Source organism: Domibacillus robiginosus (genome assembly GCF_000966195.1).
Lineage (GTDB): Bacteria > Bacillota > Bacilli > Bacillales > Domibacillaceae > Domibacillus > Domibacillus robiginosus.
Window position 1 is genome coordinate 21,040 of the sequence record NZ_LAHL01000025.1, and the last position, 18,981, is coordinate 40,020.

15 protein-coding genes and 3 pseudogenes are annotated in these 18,981 nt (G+C 40.0%); 9 read left to right on the forward strand and 9 right to left on the reverse strand.

Annotation, left to right across the window (positions count from 1 at the left end; all coding sequences use genetic code 11):
* The first annotated feature begins 10 nt into the window (after positions 1-10).
* The gene (locus tag VP97_RS13850) at positions 11-1,393 is read left to right on the forward strand and encodes an alanine/glycine:cation symporter family protein (RefSeq protein WP_050182440.1); all 1,383 of its coding nucleotides are present in this window, start codon (positions 11-13) and stop codon (positions 1,391-1,393) included.
* Between the two features lie 199 nt (positions 1,394-1,592).
* Here the strand turns inward: VP97_RS13850 and VP97_RS13855 are convergent, their stop codons facing one another.
* Positions 1,593-1,970: a BCCT family transporter gene (locus VP97_RS13855; protein WP_342667324.1), complete on the reverse strand. Its 378-nt coding sequence runs from the start codon at positions 1,968-1,970 to the stop codon at positions 1,593-1,595.
* A gap of 117 nt (positions 1,971-2,087) precedes the next feature.
* On the opposite strand from VP97_RS13855, the gene VP97_RS13860 reads away from it, so the two are divergent.
* Positions 2,088-3,521: a carbon starvation CstA family protein gene (locus VP97_RS13860; protein WP_050182442.1), complete on the forward strand. Its 1,434-nt coding sequence runs from the start codon at positions 2,088-2,090 to the stop codon at positions 3,519-3,521.
* Between the two features lie 722 nt (positions 3,522-4,243).
* Here VP97_RS13860 and VP97_RS13865 read toward each other — a convergent pair.
* Positions 4,244-5,641: a family 4 glycosyl hydrolase gene (locus tag VP97_RS13865; RefSeq protein ID WP_425388473.1), complete on the reverse strand. Its 1,398-nt coding sequence runs from the start codon at positions 5,639-5,641 to the stop codon at positions 4,244-4,246.
* A gap of 169 nt (positions 5,642-5,810) precedes the next feature.
* Here VP97_RS13865 and VP97_RS13870 point away from each other — a divergent pair, with 169 nt between their 5' ends.
* The 4 genes and pseudogenes from VP97_RS13870 to VP97_RS24925 all read left to right on the forward strand — a co-directional run.
* Complete coding sequence (locus VP97_RS13870; RefSeq protein ID WP_156153501.1) at positions 5,811-6,647, forward strand: AraC family transcriptional regulator; 837 nt, start codon at positions 5,811-5,813, stop codon at positions 6,645-6,647.
* Positions 6,648-6,865: 218 nt separating this feature from the next.
* Complete coding sequence (locus tag VP97_RS13875) at positions 6,866-7,198, forward strand: hypothetical protein (RefSeq protein ID WP_050182445.1); 333 nt, start codon at positions 6,866-6,868, stop codon at positions 7,196-7,198.
* Positions 7,199-7,752: 554 nt separating this feature from the next.
* A pseudogene (locus VP97_RS24920) lies at positions 7,753-7,872 on the forward strand (DoxX family membrane protein); the annotation flags it as partial.
* Positions 7,873-7,884: 12 nt separating this feature from the next.
* Positions 7,885-7,986 (forward strand): annotated as a pseudogene (locus tag VP97_RS24925) (oxidoreductase); the annotation flags it as partial.
* Between the two features lie 295 nt (positions 7,987-8,281).
* Here VP97_RS24925 and VP97_RS13890 read toward each other — a convergent pair.
* From VP97_RS13890 to VP97_RS24745, 4 genes are all read right to left on the reverse strand, one after another.
* Positions 8,282-9,079, reverse strand: coding sequence for a fumarylacetoacetate hydrolase family protein (locus VP97_RS13890; RefSeq protein ID WP_050182448.1), 798 nt, complete (start codon positions 9,077-9,079; stop codon positions 8,282-8,284).
* Between the two features lie 20 nt (positions 9,080-9,099).
* Positions 9,100-9,711 carry a L(+)-tartrate dehydratase subunit beta gene (ttdB, locus tag VP97_RS13895; RefSeq protein WP_050182449.1) on the reverse strand — a complete coding sequence of 204 codons (612 nt, stop codon included), beginning with the start codon at positions 9,709-9,711 and terminating at the stop codon, positions 9,100-9,102.
* Entirely contained in the window at positions 9,708-10,619 is a 912-nt protein-coding gene (gene ttdA, locus VP97_RS13900; RefSeq protein ID WP_245629893.1) for a L(+)-tartrate dehydratase subunit alpha, read from the reverse strand. Before ttdA ends, ttdB begins: the two co-directional genes overlap by 4 nt.
* A gap of 88 nt (positions 10,620-10,707) precedes the next feature.
* Entirely contained in the window at positions 10,708-10,833 is a 126-nt protein-coding gene (locus VP97_RS24745; protein WP_281175100.1) for a hypothetical protein, read from the reverse strand.
* 640 nt (positions 10,834-11,473) lie between these two features.
* On the opposite strand from VP97_RS24745, the gene VP97_RS13905 reads away from it, so the two are divergent.
* Entirely contained in the window at positions 11,474-12,838 is a 1,365-nt protein-coding gene (locus VP97_RS13905) for a citrate:proton symporter (protein ID WP_050182450.1), read from the forward strand.
* 326 nt (positions 12,839-13,164) lie between these two features.
* Entirely contained in the window at positions 13,165-13,923 is a 759-nt protein-coding gene (locus VP97_RS13910) for a GntR family transcriptional regulator (protein ID WP_082220356.1), read from the forward strand.
* Between the two features lie 204 nt (positions 13,924-14,127).
* Here the strand turns inward: VP97_RS13910 and VP97_RS13915 are convergent, their stop codons facing one another.
* The 3 genes from VP97_RS13915 to VP97_RS13925 all read right to left on the reverse strand — a co-directional run bounded on the left by VP97_RS13915 (position 14,128) and on the right by VP97_RS13925 (position 18,115).
* Complete coding sequence (locus VP97_RS13915; RefSeq protein ID WP_050182451.1) at positions 14,128-15,237, reverse strand: flavin monoamine oxidase family protein; 1,110 nt, start codon at positions 15,235-15,237, stop codon at positions 14,128-14,130.
* 65 nt (positions 15,238-15,302) lie between these two features.
* Positions 15,303-16,613 (reverse strand): MFS transporter, encoded by a 1,311-nt coding sequence (locus VP97_RS13920; protein ID WP_156153502.1) that lies wholly within the window; start codon positions 16,611-16,613, stop codon positions 15,303-15,305.
* 113 nt (positions 16,614-16,726) lie between these two features.
* On the reverse strand, positions 16,727-18,115 hold the full coding sequence (locus tag VP97_RS13925; protein ID WP_050182453.1) for an aminotransferase-like domain-containing protein: 1,389 nt from the start codon (positions 18,113-18,115) through the stop codon (positions 16,727-16,729).
* A gap of 90 nt (positions 18,116-18,205) precedes the next feature.
* On the opposite strand from VP97_RS13925, the pseudogene VP97_RS24930 reads away from it, so the two are divergent.
* Positions 18,206-18,295 (forward strand): annotated as a pseudogene (locus VP97_RS24930) (helix-turn-helix transcriptional regulator); the annotation flags it as partial.
* Positions 18,296-18,981: the final 686 nt, after the last annotated feature.

Sequence of the window (18,981 nt, forward strand, 5' to 3'; positions counted from 1 at the left end):
GTGCAATTGCATGGAAAATTTTTTGGAAGGAGTCAGTGCGTTTTCCAGCTGGCTGTGGGGCATTCCCCTTATTACATTGCTTGTCATAACAGGCGTTTATTTAACCGTTCTATTAGGGTTCTTTCAGTTTCGATACCCGCTTTATATGATGAAGCAAACCTTTGGCAGTATATTTAAAGAGCCAAAAGGAAAAGGAAATATTACACCGCTGCAGGCATTAACTTCCGCCTTGTCTTCTACCGTCGGTGCTGCAAACATCATCGGAGTGCCCGCTGCGATTATGTTTGGAGGACCGGGTGCTGTGTTTTGGATGTGGGTAATTGCAGTTATTGGGATGTCCATTAAATTTTCAGAAAGTGTGTTAGCAGTTCATTATAGGGAGAAGAATGAGGCAGGAGAATACGTGGGCGGCCCTGTCTATTATATGACAAAGGGGCTGAAACTTAAGTGGCTGGGAGCCTGGTTCGCTTTTGCTTTAATGATCGAGCTGATTCCAAGTATTATGGTCCAGGGAAATGCTGTATCTTCTGCCGTAAAAGAAACATTTAACGGAAATGAACTGCTATCAGGCCTCATCACAGCTGTTCTGGTCGGACTTGTAATCTTTGGCGGCTTGAAGCGTATTGCAAAAGTAACCGAAATTATCGTGCCGTTTATGGCGCTTCTTTATGTAGGTGCAGGTTTGATCATTGTAGCCATGAATTTCAGCCAATTGCCAGAAGTTATCGATCTTATTTTCTCTTATGCACTTCAGCCTATGTCAGCAGTTGGCGGCTTTGCCGGCGCAGCTGTAGCAGAAACCATCCGCTGGGGATTTGCCCGCGGCTTGTATTCCAATGAAGCAGGACTTGGAACAGCACCGATTGCCCATGCAGCTGCCACGACTGATCATCCAGTCCGACAAGGATTTTGGGCTGTAATGGGAATTGTGATAGATACATTAATTATCTGCAGTACAACAGCTTTTGTTGTTCTTTCATCGGGTGTCTGGACACGTGAAGGTGCAGCGGATAATCCAGCTGCCTTGACGACTATTGCTTTTCAGGAATATTTCGGTTACACGGGAAGCTTAATTGTTACGATCTCGCTTATTTTCTTTGTATTATCAACAATTATTGTTGTCATCTTTTACGGATCAAGACAAGCAGAGTTTTTATTTGGCTTACGAGCGGGTTTTGTAATGAAATTCGTTTATCTGGCTTCTATTGTGGTAGGAGCAATAGGCGGCGCCCAGGTCATTTGGAATTTTCTTGACCTTGCACTTGCCGCTATATTAATCCCAAATGTTATTGCTGTATTGCTACTAAGTAAGGAAGTGAAAAAGCTAAAAACAGAGTTTTTCACTTCCGACCTTTACTATAAAAAAGATATCAAGAAAAAATCGGCTTCGTAAACAAAAAAACGGCGTAATAGTCTAAACCGAAAAGCTCTATGCTTTTCGGTTTTTTGTTTTATTCATTTTCTTCTTTTACAGCTTTTTCAAGCCGTTTAAACCGGTGCACATCAGCTGGCCGCAGAGGAATAGGCTCTTTCCACAATTTAATTAACAACGTCAAAACAGGGAACGGAAGAGCGGAAACAAATGTTGCATTTTATAATGCCGCAAATCTACCGCCAGCAAGTAAACCGGCTGCGATAACTGACATCACGAAACCCCAGATGATCTTTGCCACAAGCCAAAGAGTTAAGCTTCCATTTGTCGTCATGCTTGCGAGAATATATGTAGCTGAATCGACTGATATAACAAGAAACGTAAAGGTTAGCAAAATGGACATCACAAACATACTATCTGTCATTGGTAAATGCTGATATTTTTCAAATAAAGCAAGTGTCATATCAGCATTAACCACTTTGGCAATGCCGGTATTATTGTTGAACCTCTCTCTAAATTGATGGTTATAAAACCTGCTTCTACAAACGACTAAAACAGGTTTTATGGTTGCTATTGTAAAATAAAATGCAAAAATAATTTTCTAAATAAAAAAATCGACATAAATAAACAGATTATTTTAAAAAAAGGTTGTATTTTAATTTTTCAGAATATAGAATAATAAAATAGTTCTTGTTTACATCAGGAGGTTTCATCAATGATTACATTTTTATCATCTATTGTTCTACTTTTATGCGGGTATCTTTTTTATGCAAAATTCGTTGAGCGTGTGTTTGTGATTAATGATTCACAGCAAACGCCGGCTTATGAAAAAACGGATGGTCTTGATTACGTTCCAATGGCATGGTGGAAAGGCTGGTTTATTCAGCTGTTAAATATCGCCGGACTCGGACCCATTTTCGGTGCAGTATCAGGCGCATTATATGGCCCGGTCGCTTTTATCTGGATCGTAGCCGGCTGTATTTTTGCCGGAGCCGTGCACGATTACTTTTCAGGTATGCTGTCATTACGCCACGGTGGTGCTCAATTTCCAGCTTTAGTAGCAAAATATTTGGGCAATGCTGTCAAATCAGCGGTTAACGTTATCTCTCTCATTTTAATGATTTTAGTAGCGGCTGCTTTTACAGCCGGACCGGCGCAGCTGCTAACACAATTAACACCGCTTAGTTTTATGACTGCTCTTATTCTTGTTTTTGCATACTTTTTATTAGCAGCTGTGCTGCCAGTTAATCAAATCATAGGAAAGATTTATCCGATTTTTGGTGTTGTTTTAGTTGTCATGGCTGTGGCGATTGGTGTAGCGCTGTTATTTGGCGGCAAACCTATTCCTGAGCTGACTCTTGCGAATCTTCATCCGGCTGAACTGCCTATTTGGCCTCTGATTATGGTGACCATTTCATGCGGTGCCATTTCTGGATTCCATTCTACACAAAGTCCAATTATTTCACGGACATTGAAAAAGGAGTCTGAAGGGCGCAAAGTGTTTTACGGAGCAATGATTGGTGAAGGTGTAATTGCCCTCATTTGGGCAGCGGCCGGCATGACATTCTTTGGCGGTACAGTGGGTCTACAAGAAGCACTAGCTGCCGGCGGCCCTGCTGGGGTTGTAAATGAAATTTCTGTTTCACTTCTTGGCACATTCGGCGGCATTCTAGCGATTCTTGGTGTTATTATTCTGCCTATTACAACAGGCGACACGGCACTCCGTTCATCCCGGATGATTTTATCTGACTGGCTTTCTGGTTTTGTCAATATGGACCGGAAAGGAATGGTACTGATCATGACGCTTGTGGTTAGCATGCCTACTTTTTACTTATCAACAATTGACTATTCGTTCTTATGGCGGTATGTCGGCTGGAGCAATCAAGTTGTGGCGGCCGTAATGCTTTGGACGGCGGTTTCATATTTGCTGAAAGAAGGGAAAAACCATTGGATTGCCGGCGTGCCCGCTGTGTTTATGACTGGGGTTGTCTGCACGTATATTTTTTACGCGCCAGAAGGATTCGGTTTAGCATATGGAGTTTCAATGGCTATCGGTTTTACGCTTGCTGCGGTTGTAGTTGCTTTGTATATAAGACAGATTTTGCGATATAAGCGAATGGAAGCAGATTTTCACATTTCAGCTTCATAAAACGAAAAAGCATTCTGCATCTGCAGAATGCTTTTTTCTTAGTGTTGAAAAACAAAGAGGTCAAGAGGAAATTCGTTTTTTCAAAAAGTATATGTAGCATGTTTCTTTTTTAGCTTGCCCAAAAGTCTCCCCTTTTGAAAAACAGCGAGGTTGAAAAAGTTTTTCTGTTTTTTTCAGCTAAGAAAGGAAAACACACTGGGTTTCACTGGCTCTCTTTCCTCCTCACAAGAGCGGCAGGCGCGGGGCGGAGACTCCTAAGGGACTAGCGGGACAGGTGAGATTGGCTTCGCCATGAAGCGGTGAAAACGAGCTCACCGCCTGCCCCTTGGAAAGCGGAGCCCCGCGAATGCTGCTTTTTCTATGCTCCGGCTAAGAACGGTCACACATAGGGGATCAAGCCAGACCGAAAATGTCCCTAAACAGTCGGATTCTGAGGATGATACAACTGGACAACATCCTATTCCAACAGTATGAAAAAGCATTTGACAAATAAACCATAAACCAATTGGAACTGCTTTCTATTTTTGAGACAGGGATCAAAAACAACTTTTAAAACAGCAAGCTGCCGATAATTGGACCCGCAGCTATTTTTTCAATGTTATAATCAATTAAAAAATTTTTTTGAATCCATACCTAATTGCTTTCAATGAACGGGTTATTTAGTATACGCTTTTCAATACACGTTTCAGTTTAAAATAAAAAACATTCACTGCAAGGCTAGGCTATATAAGATCCTTGGCATACCAATGCTCAGGAATAATATCCTTTTCCAACGCTAAAAGTTCTTCAATGATTTGATCGGCATCCGCAATAGAGTTAACGAGAGGATCAGTAAGCATAGCTCTTCTAAGTTTCTTACGGTCACCTTCCACAACGGCTTCCACTGTTAATTCATGTGTATCCAGGACTAGCTCCTGCATGCCGCGAATTCCACGAGGCATCTCACCAACAGGTAAAGGCTTTACTCCATCCATAGTGACCTCACATAACAGTTCAAGGAATGAATCATCGTTCATATTCGTTACTGCACCTTGATTAAGAGTATTAATGTAGAACGGCTTCCCTAATCCGCCCACCATATTTTCAATAATGTCTGTCGCATGATCCGGACCAAATGTATTCATATACTCACTGATGGGTATTTCACCGCTTAGGAAACCATCAACTTGCCGCCACATCTCATCATGGCGCTTATAACGGTCTTCCGTTTCCCAAATTGATAATGGCGGTATCATATCTTCCAGCTTGCCCAGCCCTTGCCAATAAGGAACATACTCCTTTGTATGAGCAGTACAAGTTGGAATATGGCCAAAAATGTCATACAGTTGATGGCTGATTGCATCATTATAAAGAGCCTTGGCACCTGTGTCACCACCTACTGTTTCCGTTTCCGCTGAACGCTTCAATGATTCAGCAATAATAGGAAGGACATCTTTTCTCTGATATTCCGCTTTTAACAGCCAGGTGAAGTGATTTACTCCGGCAATGCGCAAATTGAATTTACGGTCGATTTCTTCAGAATACTCACTTTTATCATTGATAATCCCTGCTCGTTCAGCATAGATCATTTTCTTATGCGGCATATGATGCGAATCACATAAAGCAAAAGTCTTTAAATTCGGTGCATATCTTTTTAACGCCATTCCATTGACCGTCGACGGATTAATATAATTAATGACCCAAGCTTTGGGACAAATGTTTTCAATATCCTTTGCACACTCCATAATCATAGGAAGCTCGCGCATCGCTCGAAAAATCCCGCCTGGTCCGATAGTGTCACCAGAGCACATTCTTATTCCATACTTCTCGGATATCTCACAGTCTATTCCCCTGTACTGTACCGTATCCTTAGCAAAACTAAGTACGACAAAGTCCGCATCTTGAAGAACTTGCTTGCGGTCAACTGACCCCTCAATCTTCAAATCGACTTGATTAGCATCGACTACCATTTTGGCTAAATCGACCAGCTTGTTTAACCGTTCTTCATTTGTATCAACTAAAGCTAAAGTACCTTTGTTTAGATGTTTAGAATGTACCATTTGCCAAATACACTGGCGACCGAAAAACAAACTCCCTGCTCCTAACACGACTACCTTAGGCTTCTGAATCGTAATAGAAATCTCCTCCAATTCATTTGTTATCTGTAATTATAGAAAACGAATACAAAAGTGGAAATGCAAGAGAGTAAGCATTACATGTCAAATAGTAATATTTTATAATTCATATAAATTTATATAAAATAATAGATAAACAAGAATATGTCTAAAAGTATGAGGAGTGGTCTCACCGATGGATAGTTTAGATATTTTTAACGAACTTTCAGAACTCATCAAGATCCGACTAAATTCTTGTAGTGAAGTTGCACATCCCAAAAGTTGGATTGAGAGAAGACAACATAAGGATTATGACTTATGGTGCATTCAAGAAGGACGGATTGAAATTCGTATTCAAGAAAAGGTATATCTCGCTTCTGAAGGAGATTTGATTCTTTTCACTCCAAAGATTTCCTATACTGCTACAACCCTGAGTACCGGTTGCAAATTTATATTCACACACTTTGATCTTAGCCTCGGGGATCACTTTCAAATACTAGACAATTTTCAGCTGTCTGGCATTATTAGTAGGACGCTTGTTGAAGAGGAGATTCGCCTTTTTTTGGATACGTATGACCAATATAAGCATAGTGCTCCAATGTCAGGAATTCGTTTGAAAGGATGTTTGACGATTTTAATCGCCAGGATTATGGAACAGTACAGTCGCAAACAATATCGAGGGGAATTCATGCATGATCCAACTAATCAGAAGTTGACCATGGATTTGGTTAAGCTTCAGCCTGTATTTGATTTTATCCATGAACGCATTCATCAAACCATTCGAGTTGAAGAGATCGCTGCAGTAGCGGGTATGTCGGAGAAGTATTTTATCTTTTATTTTAAGAAAGTTCTTGGTCTGACACCAGGACGCTACATTTATCAATTGAAAATGAACCGGGCTCGAGAATTATTGTACCTTAAACGCTATTCAATCCAGCAAATTGCAAGTATGCTCGGATACCCTGATCCTTATACTTTCTCTAAAGCGTTTAAGAAATATTATAAAGTGCCGCCTTCTAAGTTTGTTTGGTAAGTTTAAATATTCTATTTATGGACATTATTACCTACCTTTCTACAACTGTAAGTCTCTGAAAAGATCTATCGATGAATGAAACTAAAGGAATCCAGTCAGCGCCGAGTTTCCTTAAAGGAAGTCGCAAAAATAATTGGCCGCTCTGTTTCTACAGTCCATGCGTATGGTAAGTTAGGAGGCCATCAAGGTCTGCTTTTTTCTTAAGAAGAAATTGAACATTGATTGAAATCATGCCTGAAATAACGCAAGCCTTAACCTTAAACCAGGTGGCAGAGTACCTGCAGACGAGCCGGAATTTCATTGCGGCTTATAGTAAAGAAGGACCCGCTTCTAAAGGACAAGTGAAAGGCCGTACCATTCCCCTTATGCAAGAAAGTAATTTAAAAAAATTCAGTGAACTGCACGAAAAGAAAATTTGCAAAGACCGGCTTTTACAGCGGCAATATTACAATAAAAAAGCCAAAGAATCCGTGTGCCAGCGCTTTTCTTTCCCCTTCTATCCCGAAAGGAAAGCAACTGGGATGCAAACGTTTAAGGGACTGGTACTTTAAGGATCGATGGATGATTCACATGAAAGATGCCCGATTAAATGGTGCCTCGGTTGAGTTAGCGGACTTTGTTAAACGGTCGACTAAACAAGGTTGTGTGCGGTATATTCGGGAATATGAGACGCTTAGTATTGAATCCGAGGAGGAATTGCCTTCGGTTTTCCTGTCCCTCGATATTAAGGATTGGCTACGTAGATCGTTGAACAAGTATATAAATGTGAGCAAGGCCGTATTAATCATTTTCTGACAAGCAGATATGACTTTCCAAAACAAGCATTCATTCATTTAAAGAAAAATATACTGATTTATGGGTATTATATAAAAAACAACTGGAAAGTCTACAAACCACCACAAGCCATTTGACTATTAGCTTCATCTTGTACAGGTCGATTTCGGCGGGAGGCTAATTGATAAAAAATATTTTAATCCTTAAGGGCTTTACATAGGCAGTTGATCACGAGAAGTGATCTTTATATATAGAAGAAATTTTATACCTGCACTGCGCTTGATTTAGGCACAGTAAATATTTATAAAATAACAGAAAGGGGATGCTTCTATTGGCAGACTTAGGCTTATTACTTATTCGTGCTATGATTGGCTTTGCCTTTATCTTTTATGGAACACAGAAATTATTTGGATGGTTTGGAGGCTATAGGATAAAAGAAACTGGGGGATGGTTAATTTCGACGGAAATCCTTTTTATTCTTGGTTTCTTCTTACCGCTTGGTGCAGCACTGATTACGATCATGGCGATGAGCTCTATCGTAAAAATACATGGTCAAAAAGGCTTTTAAAAGACAGTAGGAGAACATTCTATACCAGCGATGTACAATATATGAACGCTGGCTGTGCAGCTAGACATGCTGAAGAAACAGTAACAGAACAAAATATATAGTGAATGCAATTAATTAATAACATGATCGTGATTAACAAAAAAGCTGTAGAGATTTCTCAGAAATCAACTACAGCTTTTTTTGTTAGACAGTCGTGCTTACTATTGATAAATTATTTATGAAAAGATGTTTATTACCATAATAAGCTAACCCATTGTTAAATAGTAGCCCTTAGCTCGTGATACAGTGTTTTCTATTTTACGTAGTTACAAAGCTTGCCGATTTGCTCTACCTCAACCACTACAGTATCTCCCGACTTCATTGGGCAACTGCCAGAAGGTGAACCAGTAGCCAAAACATCCCCCGGCTCCAGTGTCATAACCTGTGAAATCCAACTGATAAGGAAAGGAATTGAAAGTGACATCTGATTCGTATTACCGTCTTGTACGATTTTATCATTTAATGTTGTAATGATTCGTAAATTAGTCGGATCTATACCTTTTACAATACACGGACCCAAAGGGCCAAAGGTATCAAAGCCTTTACCACGAGTAAACTGGGGATCGCTTTTTGTTAGATCTCTTGCCGTTACATCATTAAATATTGTACAGCCAAAAACATAATCCAACGCCTCTTCTACTTTTACATTTTTACCGCGCTTCCCAATAACGAGAGCCACTTCCCCTTCCATTTCCACCTGTTTGGTTAAGTCAATCGAGGGAAGAATAATTTCTCCTTGATCTGGAATGATGGAAGAGGCAGGCTTTAAAAACAAAAATGGTTCTTCAAGATTGGCTGTCCCGCCCGTTTCTTTTGCGTGTTCAACATATGTCCAGCCAAAATTAACGATTTTCGAGGGTACTACCGGCTCTAAAATCTTCACATCATTGTATTTAACTCTTGACCCATCATACTTTAATTCGCCGTTTACAACTTCAGTGAAACTACTGGATAGTTGTAAAATGACTCCATCCTCAACAATGCCGTAATATATTTTTCCGTTATGTTGCTGGTAGCGAACTATCGTTTGTGTTTTTTGCAGTACCTGCATGGATATACCAACTCCATAACTTATTTGATGAATCTTACCTGCTGACTGATTAACTCATATTGTTCTTCCTTCTTTTTATTGAACTCTATCTTATTTTCTTCGAAGATGTTATTTCCTTCTGTATCAATGGAAACAATAAGAGGACCGAACTCATTCACTTCACATACCCAAAGAGATTCAGGCATTCCAAGGTCTTTCCAGTGCACTTCTTTGATTTGTTTAACACTTGTTGCAGCATAAACAGCATTTCCTGCTGGAAAGACGAGATGCAGAGCTTTATGAGTCTTGCATCCTTCTTCGGTGTTCTTCCCCATTCCGCCTTTTCCAACAATGAGTTTTACGCCTGTTTCTTCGATAAATTCCTTTTCGAACTTTTCCATTCTCATACTGGTTGTCGGACCAATAGAAACAATCTCATACTCTTCATTGCCAAGGTCTCTAACAATGGGACCCGCATGGAAAATAGCGTTACCCTTAAGATCTACAGGCAATGGCATTTTTTCTTCAATAAGTCTTCTGTGCGCAACATCCCTACAAGTAACCAGTGTACCGGTTAGGTAGATAATGTCCCCAATTTGTATATCCTTAAGATCTTCATCTTTTATAGGCGTTGTTAATACCTTCTTGCTCATAGTGTTACCCCCTCGTGAGTATTAATTTCATAATTCAAATTACTATCAAATGTAATTTTTCCTCGTCTATGGGACCAGCATCCTGTGTTAACGGCAACTCCAATAGTGGAAGGATGTCTAGCTGTATTGACCACATTCACACCCATAACAGATTTAGATCCCTTAAGTCCCTGAGGTCCAAGACCAATCGCGTTAATTCCATCCTCAAGAAGCCTTTCCATCGTAGCAGCATTTTCATTTTCGTTACGACTTCCAACAGATCTCATAAGAGCTTTTTTAGAATTCATAGCGGCTGTTTCTACAGAGGTACCGACGCCTACACCCACAAGCAGTGGAGGACAGGCGTTAATTCCATAACTGGTCATCCGATCGAGCACAAATTTTACAACGCCTTCATAGCCTTCACCCGGCATTAAAACGGTCGCGACTCCAGGAAGAGTACAGCCGCCGCCTGCCATATAAGTATAAATTTCCACCTTATCACTGTTTTCTTCAATCTCCCAGAAGATACTCGGTGAACCGTCACCGACATTCTTTCCTGTATTGTACTCATCAAATGTTTCTACAGAATTGTGTCGCAATGGCGTTTCTTGAGTTGACTTATACACACTATTCTTTAGAATACTATCTAACTGCCCAATCAGAGGGAAATTCTCTCCGCACTTAACAAAAAACTGGAGAACACCTGTGTCCTGGCATGAAGGTCTTTTTAATTCAGAAGCTAGTTTCTGATTCTCAAACATTGTTTTGTAAATAATTTTAGCAAGGCGGTTATCTTCCTCCTCACTCAATTCCCTTAATTTATTTTCTACATCATCAGGAAGTTTGTAGCTGACAAGCGAAATAAATTTTGACATCAAATCAGTCATCTTTTCTTTTTGCTGCACCTTATCCATAGTAACGCTCATAATAACTCTCCTTTTTATCTTTAATTTTTTGTATAAAAACGGAAGTAACAGGGATATATTTACATAACCCAAAAAAAAGAAAGCGTTTTCACAATAGACTTTCCTGCCTGATGCTTAAGCTAAATGAGCCAGTACATATAATAATACTTTTTATTTCTTTTCGAATTCCTTCATCAGGCATAACAGCTAGATATAAACCACGTTTTTCACTCATCAATAAATCTCCTACACACCTCTTTTCTATAAATCAATTTAATATGAATATCTTATGAGCTAATTATTAAATAATGAATACATTAAAGTCAATAGTTTAATTTATTTTAACAAAAAATATTTTTTAAGCAAACATACTCAACCCCTTCTATTCATTGAAAAATCAGTAATATATACATGTTTTCTTTATCTATTTATATCTCCACCTATAAAAAAATGAAATATTCTAAAAGTTCTGTTGACATCAACGTATACATTAACATACAATTTGATCAATGGTACTCTATTGGTTTATTTTATTGCACCATTGATTTAGGGATAAAGGGGTGATATTGTTGAATACGCTTTCAAATAAATAATTTTCATTTGTGAGCTTCCTTAAGCCCGATAGGTTGGATATCAGGGAAATGGTCTATCACACAAAACAGAGGTACAAGGCCAAGGAAATCATTTGAGCAAAATTTCTCTTCCAGTTTATTCCCCTACATGGTACAACTTTTTTCGTATATCATAAGGGATGAACGTTTTTGTATGCGCTACCATTTCTATTTTTGCAGACTATTGTTTCTACATAAAACAACAGCTTAGAAATTAAAATGATAGATCATTTTGTTTCATCATTTCTATAGGAGGTGGTTTGTATGTTAACAGTCTTAGCATTATTAATGATCACTGTATTCATTGTACTTCTCTCAAAAAATAAATTAACGGTATTCGGGGCGCTAACCATTGTTCCATTTATTTTTGGAGCCATTGCTACCTTCGCAACGGGTGCTTCGTTTTGGGATCTCTTCGAATGGATTAAAGAAGGTATTTTATTTAGTGTAGATGAAGAAACGGGAGAGGTTTCTACCGGGGTTATTTCACCCGCTATTGTGATTTTATTTGCGGTTTTGTACTTCGGTGTTATGCTTAACGTCGGTTTGTTCGACCCTTTATGCGAATTTTTTATAAAAAAAGCAAAAGGAGACCCATTGAAAGTGACGATGGCCACTGTTTTAACAGCGACAGTCGTCACAATGAATGGAGATACGACTACCACGATTATTATTTGTGTGGCTGCTTTCCTTCAACTGTATAAACAAATGAATATAAAGCTCGTTTATTTAGCTGTCATTATTGTAACCCCTATCGGCATTTTTAATCAGCTGCCATGGGGTGGCCCAACGATTGCTGCAGCTACAGCCATGGATGTAAGTATCAGCGAATTATTTGCAGACCTGTTGCCAGGTATGCTGGTTGCTGAGGTGTTCGCCATTTCTATGGCTTATTTTATCGGTATAAAAGAAAGAAAGCGTTTAAAATTCGATCCTAAGACGGCTAAAGATATTTCGCCAGAACAAATGGAAAGCATGTTAAACGCTATTCGATTAAAAGATCCTGAATTAAAGCGACCTAAACTATATGCGTTTAATTTGATTTTAACGCTTGTTATTCTAGCTATGCTGGTGATGGATATTGCACATGGCGGTGTTTTATTTGGGATAGGTGCCGCCATTGCCCTTACGGTAAACTACCGGTCTGCAAGTCTTATTAATGAACGGCTTGATGACCTGGCAGCAGATTCCTTAGCACCCGCTCTGGCCACTTTGGCTGCCGGGGTTTTCTCTGGCGTTCTAACGGGCAGCGGGATGTCAACTGCTTTAGCCACATCCATCACCGCTATGATCCCAGAATCTTTAGGCTCAAATATGGCACCCATCTACGCGTTAATTTCAGCACCTGCCATTACATTTTTGCCGCAGGATGCTTTCTATTTTGGGATTGCCGGCGTTATGGCAGATGTTATGGGGCAATACGGAATTTCTCCAAGCGAAGCGGCTGTAGCTTCCATGGTGGGGCAGGCATTCCGTCTTATTTCACCCGTTATTCCAGCTCTATATATGTTAGTGGCTTCTACAGAGACAAATTTTATAAACTTCCAAAAAACGTATATTATGTATGCCTGGCCCATTGTGTTTATATACCTGGGGGTTTATGTATTAACCGGGGCATTACCGATCTAGAAAAAATTCTTTTTAAGAATTATGTGTGGGCCGCTATGATAGAAAATCTGTTCAAAGTTAAAGCAGAAGTATAAAAAGAAGGCTGGGGGTTTTCAAAAAACTCCCCAGCCTCTTTCCTTTATAAGAGATTTTTAACATTTGAAAATAATGTTTTAGCAATAAGAATCCAGTTCTTATGTTGCTCAATTCACTTATTTGACATTGTTCACTTTAGTTTACAAACTGAAAAGGGACGCCTTTATTCTTTATAGATCCGTAAAATAGTGATAGAACCGTCATTGATTAAATGATAACTTGATGAATAAAAAATGGATTAGGTGATAGAAATGCAAAAAAATATAATTGAAAAGGATAATGAAAAAAATTTTTCTCTAAACGAAGTAAGCATGAAGAAAGAAATTCTGTTCTTTATCGATAACCTAGTAGGTTTTGAGGAATACCGTCTGCCGCAGCGAGCATATCAAATTATCCGGCTGGCTATCCGTGATTTGATTCTTCCTCCCGGGAAAACGATATTAGAGAGAGAAATGGCTGAAGTGCTACAAATGAGCCGTACTCCCGTACGAGAAGCCCTCGTGCGTTTAGAGACGGAAGGAATGGTTCGGCTTATTCCTAGACGAGGATTTATTGTGGAGCCGATCGAGAAAGAAGATTTGAAACAAGTTTATGAAATTGCTGAAACACTTGATGGCCTTGCTGTAGGTCTCGCCACTTCAAAGGTTGGAGAAGAAGAGTTAGGCAAACTCGAATCGTTAATTGAGCTTCAGGAAGAAGCACTTGGGCAAAATGATTTAAAAAAATGGGCTATTCTAGATGACCAGTTTCATCACCTCATTATTGATTATGCAGGAAATAAGCGTCTTAGAGCAGTGATAGACAGCCATTCAGACCAATTATATCGAGCTCGATTATTTACAATTAATCACCGCCCAATTCCTTTTCACTCTATAGTGGAGCATAAGGCAATTATTTCATGTATGAAAGCTAAAGACTGTAAGGCTGCCAGTATTTTAATACAGTCACATCGAAATCGTGGACATAATGAAATCCTTGCAGCGGTTGAAAAGATCACTGTAACTGATTAACATATTTTTAGTAGGAAACTTTATGTTTAGACTCATGCATTTACTCCAAGTCGACGGGATCCTGTTGATGCAAGTTTTTACACTTTTGAACAGAAAATTAGCGCCTCCCTCCCCACTAAATCAAAGATTTCGTAGGGAATGCGGCGCTATTTTTTGTTCAAGTTCTGTTAGCTTTCCTATACGATGCTCATTAAAAAGATCGTATTATATAGGCTTGTTATTTCTATTAATGATTTCAAAAACTGCCTGTTCAGCTGACTGAAGTGCGCCTTCAAGATGTCCGCCATATTGTGAATTTGTCTCAGTACCAGAAAAAATAATTTTGTTTTCCCATACACCTGCTTTTGGCGGCTGACCATAGCTTGGAAAATCTCTAAGCGGATCGAAATCTTCCTCAACAGCCGTTTCGAAATCTCTAGACCAATCTTTATAAAGGATGGCACTTACATTTTGGGCGGAAGTTCCAAAGATCCTAACCAATTGGTCACTAACCAGCTTTGAAACTTTATCCTTCCCCAGTTCCCGGCGCATTTTTGCTGGTATTCCAAAGAAACCAAATAATGCACCAGAGCCTGTTTCAGGAGAAGCATCATGGATTTCTTGTAAGGGTCCAACCCAGCTCGATACAAATCCAGAGAGTCCTGATTCCCTCCAAAAAGGCCGATCATAGATTGCAACTGCCTTGGCCTGTCCTGCCATCCAGGTAGGTTTATTTACAAGGTCAGCAATAAGAGCTGGAGTGAGAGCAGGAGAAAATTCAATATGACGCGCCACAATCCGAGGCGGCAATGCTAGGATAACAGCACTTGCAGAAACGTTTTTTCGCTTTCCATCAGCAAGAACCGCTTCAACGGTAATAATACCGGCTTCATCTAGTCGAATAGCCGTAACTCGTGTTTCTAACTCGACTATTTCCGAGGGGATAGTATCTGCTACAGCATCAATAAGAGACTGCACACCTCCCCTGAATCGAACTGATATTGGACCGGAATTTTCCGGCAGTTCATAACGCTCTGGTGGTTCGTTTGGGAATCGTTCTGAAAGCATTGCTCCTTTGGTGTACTGGACGAAAGTTTCTACATTCAGTTCTGTAACAAGATTGGCAATCGTACTTTCATACTGCGGCCAGAACCATGTCGGTCCAAGGTCAAAGTTTCCTAGGTCAGGTCTGTTTGGATCAGCAGCGGTCAAGATCCTGCCGCCAGTCCTATCTCTTGCCTCTAGAACCCTACAATTGATGCCATGTGCAGTAAGTAAAGACGCAGCCCGCAGGCCACTTAAACCAGCTCCAACAATAACTACAGAATTGTTCACATTCTTTCCTCTTTTCTATTGTGTATGCTGTATAAATGTACTTGTGAAAGAGCTGTTTCTTTTTATCAAACCTTACTCTGTTTGTTAATACCAGCCCAAATAACAATTGGAATAAGCAGTAATGAAAGCAAGGCACCAGCAATTGAAAGAGCTGCATAACTAGAATGTGCCACAACCATTCCAGATAATCCTCCTCCTAATGCTCCTGACAAAGCAATCCAAACATCTACAGAACCCTGCGTCTTGGCTCGAGTGAAGGGCTGAGTTGCATCTACAAGGATTGCTGTGCCACTAATTAAACCGAAATTCCAGCCAAGCCCAAGCAATGCAAGTGATACAATAAGTACCGCCATCGAATCAGCAGGTCCCATAGCGGCTAGAATGCCAGAAACAAGCAGCGTAACGGCAGAAGCAGCAGCCATCACGGCACGGCCCATTTTATCAACAAGAAAACCCGTTACTAACGAAGGCAAAAACATAGCACCGATATGAAAGCCAATGACAAGCCCTACTTCATTCAAGCCATGTCCATGATGCCCCATATGTATAGGTGTCATCGTCATAATGGCCGTCATCACAAATTGAGTTAGAATCATTACGGCAGCTCCGGCAAAAATGCCTCGCTTGTTTATCGATAACAAATTTGTATTTTCCTCTGAAAGTAAATCACCGGTTGTTCTTTGAGCATCTGTTATCGCTTTTGCTACTATATAAGGATCGGGACGAAGTGAAATGAATAGAACTAAACCAGCAAGCAGGTAAGCTGCTGCAGCTAATATAAATGGACCAGCTAAAGCAGGAATTCCTATCGATACAGCAAACTCACCCATAACATCCACCAGGTTTGGCCCTGCAACAGCACCGAATGTGGTGGAAACCATAGCCATACTCACAGCCTTGGCCCTTTGTGTTGGATTTGCCAGGTCAGTTCCTGCATAGCGTGCTTGTAAGTTTGTAGCCGATCCAGCCCCGTAGATAAGAAGTGAAATAAATAAAAGCAGAATGCTATTTGTTAATGCCGAAACGACTACGCCAATGGCACCGATCCCTCCAGCCAAAAATCCAGTCGAAAGCCCGGAACGCCGTCCAAATCGCTGAGAAAGTCGTCCCACAAGTAGTGCAGCCCCTGCTGACCCTAAAGTAAATAATGCCGTAGGAATTCCCGTTACACTATCTGTACCTAACATATCCTGGGCTAGAAGTGCCCCCACTGTTATTCCCGCTGCAAGTCCTGCTCCTCCAAAAATCTGAGATATGACGATAACAATTAATGTTCTTTTAAATAATTGTTGTTGTTTTTCTGCAGAGCCAATGTAGCTTTGTAACCAAGCTGATTGAACGTCTAATGCTTTTACAGTAGCTTTGTGTGTCATCATTTAACCTCCTTTTTAAAAGTTAATCCTATTTTTTATACTCCTTCAACTAGATTTAAATGATCATAACATGCATAAAAAAGCCATACAATATTATAATTGTATGGCGAACAATATTAGGTAAGATCGTTTAATAAGCGTTTAAGGATTATCAGTCCCTGCTCAAGCTCTTCCAGTGTTGCTGGTGCACAGACAGCAACCCTTACAGCCCGCTCTGGACAACTATTTCCAACTACAAAACGTTCAGCTGCGTAGACTTGTACTCCCTGCTGTGCAGCTAACGTTTCAAATTCAGCACCTGTCATCCTTCCTGGTAATAGCAGCCAGCGAAAGATACCTGTTTCAACACCTAAACACGTATAATCACCCAAGTACTGATTTACGACTTGATTTCTGCGAATGGTTTGTTCCCGATGACTCTCAATTAAGAATTCAAATTGATTGGATACAATTGTACGTGCTGTTAGTTCTGCTAATAAGGGGGATACTGTTATATTTAAGTTATAAAGTGCTTTTGAAATTGGCTCCTTGAATTGACTCGGCACTGCTACATAGGCTAGTCGTAAGCCCGGTGCTAACGATTTGGATAAACTCGCAATATAGATAACCTGTTCTGGTGCAAATGATGCGATCGCTGGCAGGGGCTTTTCGTTAAGAAGATGGTACGCCCCATCTTCAATAATGAATTGATTATACTTTTTGGCAATTGCTGCAATCATTTTTCGATTCTCGACCGACATAAAGGAAGCTGTCGGATTATGATAATCTGGAATCAAGTAAATGCCTTTAATATTTTCATTTTTACATGCATATTCAAAAGACGCTGGACTCATCTCATAATTCTCTGATTTTATCGGTACTATTTGCACATTAAGCATCGCTGCAACAGTTTTTAAGCCAGGGTACGTATGCTGGTCAACACCAATACGGTCTCCAGGCTGACAAAGACTCGCCAGCGTAGCAGCAATCGCATTTTGGCCCCCATTCGCAAATAAAATGTGATCAACGGTTGTTTCAAACCCACTTCTTTGGATTAGCTTTATAGCGGCATCCTTTTGCCAAAGACTTTCGCCTGCCCGACCGTAACCAAACCATTTTTCATAATCCGCCTCTTGCAGCATACTTTTTAGTTGAATTAGCAGCGGCTCATAAGAACCACTGTCTGGTAGTGTTGCTCCCATTTCAATTAAATGTTTTGGCTTTGTATCTTCAAGCAAATACGCATTCGATAACGCGTCATACGATACAAATGTGCCACTTCCAACAGAGGCACTCAATAAACCCTTTAGCTCACACACTTTAAATGCTTTTGAAATGGTACTCAAATTTAAATCCAAATAGTCAGCCAGCTCTCGCTGTGGAGGAAGCTTTGTTCCAGGTAATAAAACTCCGTTTAAAATATCTTCTTTTAATTGTCCTGCGAGTGCTTGATAAATAGGCTTTTGGGTTTTATCAATCGATGGCTTCCAGCTCATCGGGTAGTTTTCAAAAGAATTAATCGGCATGGTTCGCATCCTTTTTCATACAATTTATTATTTTGTAGTTAGCAAAACTATTATAACGAGTATCTACACCAAGAGAAATACTATTCAACAAAGGAAGTCGCCGAAATAATTGGCTGCTCTGTTTCTATGATCTATGCGTATGTTCAGGAAGGAAAGCTAAAATCTGTGGATGGTCCTTGAGACGGTCAGCAAGGACTATTTTTTTCTAGAGAAGAATTGAACAGCTTATCAAAATTATATCTAAAACGCTGAAAGGTTTAACTTTAAACCAATTGGCAGAGTAACTACAGACACATCGGAACTTTATTGCTGCTTATATTAATAAAGGAATTCTTCCCGCTTCTGAAGGATAAATGGAAGGGCGAGCCATTCCCCTTATTCAAGAAAGTGATCTAAAAAAATTCAGTGAGTAAACGAAAAGAAAATGTGGGAAGACCGGCTTTCACAGCACCAATACTACAATAAAAAAAGCCAAAGAAGCCATGTACCAGCGCTTTTCCTCCCCTTCCCTGCAAGAAGCAAGGCTTATGGCAATATTTTAGAGGACCGGTACTCTATTGTGCACGAAACCGATGCTACGTTCAGTTATGCGGAAGAGAGCTATACACATCGGTTAATACCTGAATATGCTGTACTCAATCTGCCGGCAACCTATTCCCTAACCTATATATAAAAGATGCCGGACTAAATGGTGTTTCGGTTGAGTTAGCAGCGGACTTTATATTAAACGCTCAGCTAAACAAGGGCACATGCGTTATGTTCTGGAGTATGAGGCGCTTAGTATTGAATCACAGGAGAAATTGCTGTCGATTTCCCTCTCAGTTGATATTAAAGGTTGAATTTGAGAAAAGGAGAACAGACTGGTA

Excerpts from the sequence above, each read along its gene's own strand:
- VP97_RS13850 (WP_050182440.1), top strand. The coding sequence starts at position 11 with ATGGAAAATTTTTTGGAAGGAGTCAGTGCGTTTTCCAGCTGGCTGTGG.
- ttdA (WP_245629893.1), bottom strand. The coding sequence starts at position 10,619 with ATGAGCGTTACTATGGATAAGGTGCAGCAAAAAGAAAAGATGACTGAT.
- VP97_RS13860 (WP_050182442.1), top strand. The coding sequence starts at position 2,088 with ATGATTACATTTTTATCATCTATTGTTCTACTTTTATGCGGGTATCTT.
- ttdB (WP_050182449.1), bottom strand. The coding sequence starts at position 9,711 with ATGAGCAAGAAGGTATTAACAACGCCTATAAAAGATGAAGATCTTAAG.
- VP97_RS13925 (WP_050182453.1), bottom strand. The coding sequence starts at position 18,115 with ATGCCGATTAATTCTTTTGAAAACTACCCGATGAGCTGGAAGCCATCG.
- VP97_RS13920 (WP_156153502.1), bottom strand. The coding sequence starts at position 16,613 with ATGATGACACACAAAGCTACTGTAAAAGCATTAGACGTTCAATCAGCT.
- VP97_RS13890 (WP_050182448.1), bottom strand. The coding sequence starts at position 9,079 with ATGCAGGTACTGCAAAAAACACAAACGATAGTTCGCTACCAGCAACAT.
- VP97_RS13910 (WP_082220356.1), top strand. The coding sequence starts at position 13,165 with ATGCAAAAAAATATAATTGAAAAGGATAATGAAAAAAATTTTTCTCTA.
- VP97_RS13905 (WP_050182450.1), top strand. The coding sequence starts at position 11,474 with ATGTTAACAGTCTTAGCATTATTAATGATCACTGTATTCATTGTACTT.
- VP97_RS24745 (WP_281175100.1), bottom strand. The coding sequence starts at position 10,833 with ATGAGTGAAAAACGTGGTTTATATCTAGCTGTTATGCCTGATGAAGGA.
- VP97_RS13870 (WP_156153501.1), top strand. The coding sequence starts at position 5,811 with ATGGATAGTTTAGATATTTTTAACGAACTTTCAGAACTCATCAAGATC.